This is a genomic window from Dyadobacter sp. (assembly GCF_017744695.1).
Lineage (GTDB): Bacteria > Bacteroidota > Bacteroidia > Cytophagales > Spirosomataceae > Dyadobacter.
This window is the reverse complement of sequence record NZ_JAGIAS010000008.1, coordinates 134,382-140,983: the sequence shown is the minus strand read 5'-3', so window position 1 is coordinate 140,983 and position 6,602 is coordinate 134,382. Positions and strand designations below refer to the sequence as shown.

The window sequence follows — 6,602 nt, the reverse complement described above, 5'->3', positions numbered from 1 at the left end:
CAGCTACCAGAAAATCGTGTATAAAGCTGCCAGTACACCGCAAATCAGTACCGAGCCTATGACAAAACTCCTTCCGGGCTGGAACATCGAAGCCTCAATTTTCAGGCCTTTCGGATTGTCCTTGCTTTTTGGATCGGCCAGGGAAATGGCGGCAATTACGGCACAGAGAATCAGGAAGATGTAGCCCATACGGTCGAGGAACGGCACTTCGGGATACATGAACTTACCGGCGGTCGACAATGGGATTGTCAGCAATGCGGCCGCCAATGCCGCGGCCGACGTCGTCCGTTTCCAGAACATACCAAGAATGAATATCGCAAACACACCGGGGGTAATGAAGCTGCTGTATTCCTGAATGAACTGGTAGGCCTGATCGAGCACCCTCAGTTGTGGTGCAATGAGGACACCGATGCCCATCGCGACGTAGATCGTGTAGCGCCCCACGCGCACAAGCTGGCGTTCGGTGGCGTGCGGGGCGATGTACTGTTTATAAATGTCTAATGTAAATATTGTAGAGATACTGTTTGCCTTGCCGGCCAGCGACGCTACAATAGCGGCGGTCAGCGCGGCAAAGGCCATTCCTTTCAAGCCGGCTGGCAGCAAGTTCAGTAAAACGGGGTAGGCGTGATCTGGTTTCACCACATTGCCGGCGAGCATTTCCTGCTGGAACATGCCGTTCTGGTACAAAACGAATGCGGCAATGCCCGGGATTACGACGATGATCGGGATGAGCAGTTTGAGCAATGCGGCGAAAAGAATCCCTTTCCGGGCTGTCGGCAAACTGGCACCAAGGCTTCGCTGGATAATGTACTGGTTGCAACCGAAGTAGGCGAGGTTGTTGATCCACATTGCACCCAGGATTACGGTAAGGCCCGGAAGGTCTTTATAAAACGGGTGCTCTTTGGGTAAAATCATGTGGAAATGCGAATCCGCCTGCTCGCGTAGCAAGCCCAACGCGTTGAAAAGGCCCGGCCGGTTGAAATGCTGGGAAACCAGGTCCAATGCGAGGTAGGTGGTCGCCAAACCGCCCAGAACAAGAACCACGACCTGCACGACATCGGTATACCCGATCACCTTCATACCACCGATTGTGATCACAACGGCGAAAAGTCCAAGACCGACGATGGCGTATTGAAAGTCAATTCCAGCCGTTACTTCGAGGGCGAGGGCGCCGAGGTAGAGAATGGACGTCAGGTTGACAAACACGTATAATAGAAGCCAGAAAACCGCCATAATCGTCGCAACCGTCGGATTATACCTTTCCCGCAGGAATTGGGGCATGGTGTAAATCTTGTTTTTGAGATACACGGGCAGGATAAATAACGCTACGACGATCAGCGAGGCCGCGGCCATCCATTCGTAGGAAGAGATAGCCAGGCCAATGGCAAATCCCGATCCCGACATCCCTATAAAGTGCTCTGCCGAAATATTTGAGGCGATAATGGAAGCACCGATCGCCCAGAATGTCAGAGAGCCTTCGGCAAGGAAATAATCGGTAGAGCTAACCTCTTTCGAGCGCTTTTTTTTATAAATCCAGTAACCGTAAGCGGAAACGCCTATCAGATAGATGAAAAATACTATGTAATCCAGCGATTGCAGACCGGTAGTGGACATGCTTATGAAAGGGTTAGTTGGTTAAATGGTACGGTAATGGACGTCGGGAGCCGATGTTGGTCAGGTGTTGTCAGAATTAGTCATGTGTAGTCAAGTGTGGTCAGGTTTTGTGATGAATGCTGTCTGTAAGAGGCCAAACTTATTGATTTTTCACTACAAATGACCAAACCTGACTATACCTGACCACATCTGACAGTCCTTTTAAACCGTCGCATATTGCAGCACTTCGTCGAGTTTCACGCTCCGGCCTTCGGTCAGCGATTTCATGGCCGCGATACCGATCGCAGTTGCCATAAGGCCGTCGTGTGCATCCACAGGCGAAGGAGTATCCTTCAACACGCAATCGATGAACGTCTTTAGGCACACGCGGTAAGCTGTTTCATACCTTTCCAGGAAGAAATGCAACGGCAACGAGCTGTGGCCGCCATTGCTGTCGAAATGAATGAGCGTGTCGGTGGTATTGTTTTCCGCTTTCGCCATGCCTTTTGAACCGAAGATTTCGAGGCGCTGGTCATAACCGTAAACGGCTTTACGGCTGTTGTCGATCACACCTATGGCACCGTTTTCGAAAGTCAAGACAATTACGGCAGTGTCGATATCACCGAATTCTTTAATCTCGGGATGAATAAGGGCGTCGCCTTTCACAAATACCTCTTTTACCTCGCTTCCAACAATGTAGCGCGCCATATCGAAGTCGTGAATCGACATATCCAGGAAAATGCCGCCCGAAACTTTCAGGTATTCCACCGGTGGCGGTGCCGGGTCGCGGCTGGTAATGCGAAGAATGTGCGGCTCGCCGATCTTTTCGTTTGCGACGAGGTGTCTCACATTCATAAAGTTAGCGTCGAAGCGTCGGTTAAAGCCAAGCATCAGTTTCACATTGTTGTCCGAAACTGCTTTTTCAGCAGCCTGAATCGCTTCAAGCGTTACATCCAGAGGCTTTTCACAGAAAACATGTTTCCCTTTTTCAGCGGCGGCCACTGTATAGGGCACGTGAAAAGGAGTGGGGGAGCAGATGATCACCGCTTCCACGTCGGGGTGGTTGATCACATCGTAGGCATCGGTAACGACCTCGGGAACACCCAGGTCGCGGGCGAATGCGTGCGCAGCAGGCGAGAGGTCGGAGGCGATGATTACTTCCGCGTCGGGCATATGGTGCACCAGGTTGCTAAGGTGGATCTGGCCAATCCGGCCGAGTCCGATCACACCGGTTTTGAGTTTTTTTGTCATTTTCTAGTATTGCGAGCGAGTTACTAGCCGTCGACTTAAGTCGGCGGTCAAAGATTTTGAAAAGATTTATTTCTGCAATTCTTGATCATTTCTTGCCGTCGACTTAAGTCGACGGCAAATGATTAAAATTGAATTGATTAGAATTTTTTAATTTCTAAAACTTCCTGCTCCATTCTTTCAGCCAGCGCTCGATCACCACTTTGGTCTGTGTAAAGAATTCGACCGCATGTTTGCCCTGGCCATGGAGATCACCATAGAAGCTATCCTTCCAACCCGAGAAAGGGAACTGAGCCACGGGAGCGGCGACACCTATATTAATACCAATATTCCCAGCCTCCGCCTCATGACGGAAACGACGCGCATTCAAACCACTGCTGGTAAAAATACAGGCCATGTTCCCATATTTACCCGAATTGATAAAACGGATCGCTTCATCAATGGTATTAATATGTACCAGGCTCAGCACCGGGCCAAAAATTTCGGTGGCGGCCAGTTCGCCGTCCAGAGGAATGTCTTCAATGATGGTAGGAGCAATGAAGTTCCCGTTTTCGTAGCCGTTGATTTTCGTGTTTCGTCCATCGACCAGCAAGCGGCCTCCTTCATGCAAACCTTTGTCAATCAGGTTGTGAACACGGTTTTTGCTTTCCGCAGTGATTACCGGGCCCATTAAGACGTCCGAATCCAGACCGAAACCGATTTTGCGATTTCTGGCCGATTCCACGAGGCTTTCGGTAATGTCCTTATGTTCGCCTACGGTGATGATCGTCGAGGCGGCGAGGCATCGTTGGCCTGCACAACCATAAACACTGTCGATCACGATCTGCGACGTCATATCAATATCAGCGTCGGGTAGCACAATCACCGGGTTTTTGGCGCCGCCTTGCGCCTGTACGCGTTTGCCGTTGGCTGAACCTTTAGAATACACATAACGGGCCACGTTGGAGGAGCCTACGAAGCTGATCCCCTTGATCACCGGGTGTTCGAGAATGGCGTCCACCGTCTCCCGTGCACCTTGCACGAGGTTAAGCACGCCTTTCGGCAGGTCCAGTTGCTCCATTAATCCGACGATCTTGGTCATCGTAAGGGGGACCTTTTCCGACGGCTTGATAATGTAACTGTTCCCGCATGCAAGCGCGTAGGGGAGGAACCAGAACGTGATCATGCCCGGGAAGTTGAACGGCGCAATGCATGCGCACACGCCCAGTGGCTGGCGGATCATGTATTCGTCGATACCCTTGGCAATGTCCTCCGAAAACTCACCTTGTATGAGCGTAGGCATACCGCAGGCATTTTCCACGTTTTCGATCGCGCGCACCATTTCGGCTTTCGCCTCGATGAACGTCTTGCCCGATTCGAGCGTGATGGTTCTGGCAATGTCGTCCGCGTTGTCTTCGAGCAGTGTTTTTAGTTTAAACAGATATTGTACACGCTTCGAAACCGGCGTATTTCTCCATTCCTGAAAACCTTCGTGGGCGGCTGCGGCGGCATCGGCAACGTCTTGTGCATTGCCGTAAGGCACTTTCGCCAGCACTTCCTGGTTAGCCGGGTTCAGCACATCCACAAAATGGTCGGAATGACTGTCGACCCAGCGGCCGTTGATGTAATTCTGTAATTTTTCCATCTGTATTTTAAAACTTATAATCCTCCGTATCCTTTCACAAACTCCATTACTTCGTCATAGGCCGGCATGAAATTCGCGCAGCCTTCGCGCGTGACGATGATCGCCCCGCACGCATTACCCATTCTCACACTTTTGTACAAATCCCAGCCCCGCAGCAGCCCGTATGAGAAGCCGGCGCAGAATGCGTCGCCCGCTCCAAGCACATTCAGTACCTCGACCGGGAAACCGGGCACTTTTACTTCTTCCTTACCTGGCTGGAAAATAGAAGCACCATCTTTGCCGCGCTTCACTACCAGCGTTTCTACCCCTGAATTCAGGATTTCATGGATTGCATTCTCGATATTCCCGCGGATTTCGGGTGCTGATATTTGCTGATGTTTGATTAAAAGTTGCTCTTTGTCAGTCAGAAACGTGGCAAGAATCTCTTCTTCGGTTCCTACTACAATATTGAAGCTGCCCAATGCCGCGCGGATTGTGACCCCAAATGCACGCGGGTCGAACCATTGGTCGGCGCGGAAGTCAATGTCGAGCAAACGGATAACCCCGTTCTTTTTGGCTAGTTCCAAAGCGTAGAACATCGCGGTACGGCTCGGGTCCTTACTGAATGCGGTCCCGGAGAATGCCGCGGCTTTGAAATCCTGGAACGGTATGGCGGATACGTGATCGATATTCAGGTTGATATCCGCACAGTTCTCGCGGTAGTAAACCAACGGGAAACGGTCGGGCGGCTCGATGCCCAGCACAACGGCTGAACTCCGGGTGCCTTCAATGGTCGGGACCCATTCGGTCACAATGCCTTCGTTGTCCAGGAAATGTTTGATGAAATTTCCAACCTGGTCATTGCCTATCCCGGTTAGAATGGCCGTTTCCAGACCTAGCCGGCGGCTTCCTGTGGCGATATTGAGCGGACAGCCGCCCACAAATGCATTGAATGCCTCGATTTTTTCAAAAGGGCTGCCCACGTTGGCCGAGTAGAGGTCAATGGACGAGCGGCCAAGGGTAAGAAGGTCGTATTTGGGCATGGGAATTGTTTTTTACTTCGGCTGTCAGCTTTTTGGTTTTACTTCGGCTGTCGGCTGTCAGCCGTCGGCTCTTTTCATTTCTATTTTCAAAAGGTTCGACAGCCGATAGCCGACGGCCGAAGTTCCCTGTCATCCGTTCATTTCAGCAGTGACGATCGGTAATCTCGGATCGGCGCCTTTCCAGGTTCCGTAAATCCAGTCATGGTCGGGGTCGGATGTATTGGCTAGCGATTGGTCGCTTCCGGCGAGGAAATTGAGGTAGTACACATTGTAGCCGTGACCAGCCACTACCGGGTGGTAGCCTTTGGGAACCAGCACTGCTTCATTATTTTTCACACGAATGATCTCGTCCAGTGAGCGGTCTTCGGTATAAACCTGCTGGATGGCGTAGCCCTGCGGTTTGTCGATTTTGTAGAAATAGATTTCTTCCAGATTTGCTTCGAGCAGATTGCCGTCGGCGTCCACCTTGCGCTCGTCGTGTTTGTGCGCGGGAAAAGAACTCCAGTTGCCCGACGGCGTGTATACTTCCACGCAAACGATCTTGTGGCAACCAAAGCCCGGTTCGAGCAGGCTGTTGATCTGCCGGTTGGCATTATCGCCGCCGCGGTATTCGATAGCGGCTTCCTCGGGGCGTTTCATACGAGGGGGGTGGTCTTCGTCGGATAGCACCTTGCAAATCGCAATGTCGGTGCCAGGCGACTGAGCCGTGAGTACAAACGGCGTCCGGCGCGACAGGTACATCGCGTGGCCAATGCCGCTGAACACGTCTTTGCGACCATTGCCCGTTTCCCAGACCTGCCCGGCGGCTTCAACCTTGAAATTTCCGCCCAGCAATGCGAAGCAATATTCATATTCGCCCGTATCTCCCACGATTTGTTCGCCTGCTTCCAGTATTTTAGCTTCGAAGTTCAGGTACGTCCAACCGGCCTGTTCGGCGGTGAGGGAATGATAGGTCTTGTCGTGTGTTTGAGGCTTGATCAGCAGGTTACTCATTGTGGTAAATCCATTACATTTGCACAATGATAGTGTTGTATAAATTAAACACAAAATGTAAATATGTTAATATTGAATGCAAACGTTTGAAAAAATTTCAAAGAAATAATTGACCTATTCCA

5 protein-coding genes are annotated in these 6,602 nt (G+C 51.2%); all 5 read right to left on the bottom strand.

What is annotated here, in order from left to right:
- Window positions 1–3: 3 nt before the first annotated feature.
- The 5 genes from J7619_RS25795 to iolB all read right to left on the bottom strand — a co-directional run bounded on the left by J7619_RS25795 (window position 4) and on the right by iolB (window position 6,480).
- On the bottom strand, window positions 4–1,614 hold the full coding sequence (locus J7619_RS25795; RefSeq protein WP_291205755.1) for a sodium/sugar symporter: 1,611 nt from the start codon (window positions 1,612–1,614) through the stop codon (window positions 4–6).
- Between the two features lie 201 nt (window positions 1,615–1,815).
- Window positions 1,816–2,844 (bottom strand): inositol 2-dehydrogenase, encoded by a 1,029-nt coding sequence (gene iolG, locus J7619_RS25790; RefSeq protein WP_291205752.1) that lies wholly within the window; start codon window positions 2,842–2,844, stop codon window positions 1,816–1,818.
- Window positions 2,845–2,998: 154 nt separating this feature from the next.
- Window positions 2,999–4,465: a CoA-acylating methylmalonate-semialdehyde dehydrogenase gene (locus tag J7619_RS25785; protein ID WP_291205749.1), complete on the bottom strand. Its 1,467-nt coding sequence runs from the start codon at window positions 4,463–4,465 to the stop codon at window positions 2,999–3,001.
- Window positions 4,466–4,479: 14 nt separating this feature from the next.
- Window positions 4,480–5,487, bottom strand: a complete 1,008-nt coding sequence (iolC, locus tag J7619_RS25780; protein ID WP_291205746.1) for a 5-dehydro-2-deoxygluconokinase — start codon at window positions 5,485–5,487, stop codon at window positions 4,480–4,482.
- Between the two features lie 129 nt (window positions 5,488–5,616).
- Window positions 5,617–6,480 carry a 5-deoxy-glucuronate isomerase gene (gene iolB, locus J7619_RS25775; protein ID WP_291205743.1) on the bottom strand — a complete coding sequence of 288 codons (864 nt, stop codon included), beginning with the start codon at window positions 6,478–6,480 and terminating at the stop codon, window positions 5,617–5,619.
- Between the last annotated feature and the right edge of the window lie 122 nt (window positions 6,481–6,602).

Excerpts from the sequence above, each read along its gene's own strand:
- J7619_RS25795 (WP_291205755.1), bottom strand. The coding sequence starts at position 1,614 with ATGTCCACTACCGGTCTGCAATCGCTGGATTACATAGTATTTTTCATC.
- iolG (WP_291205752.1), bottom strand. The coding sequence starts at position 2,844 with ATGACAAAAAAACTCAAAACCGGTGTGATCGGACTCGGCCGGATTGGC.
- J7619_RS25785 (WP_291205749.1), bottom strand. The coding sequence starts at position 4,465 with ATGGAAAAATTACAGAATTACATCAACGGCCGCTGGGTCGACAGTCAT.
- iolC (WP_291205746.1), bottom strand. The coding sequence starts at position 5,487 with ATGCCCAAATACGACCTTCTTACCCTTGGCCGCTCGTCCATTGACCTC.
- iolB (WP_291205743.1), bottom strand. The coding sequence starts at position 6,480 with ATGAGTAACCTGCTGATCAAGCCTCAAACACACGACAAGACCTATCAT.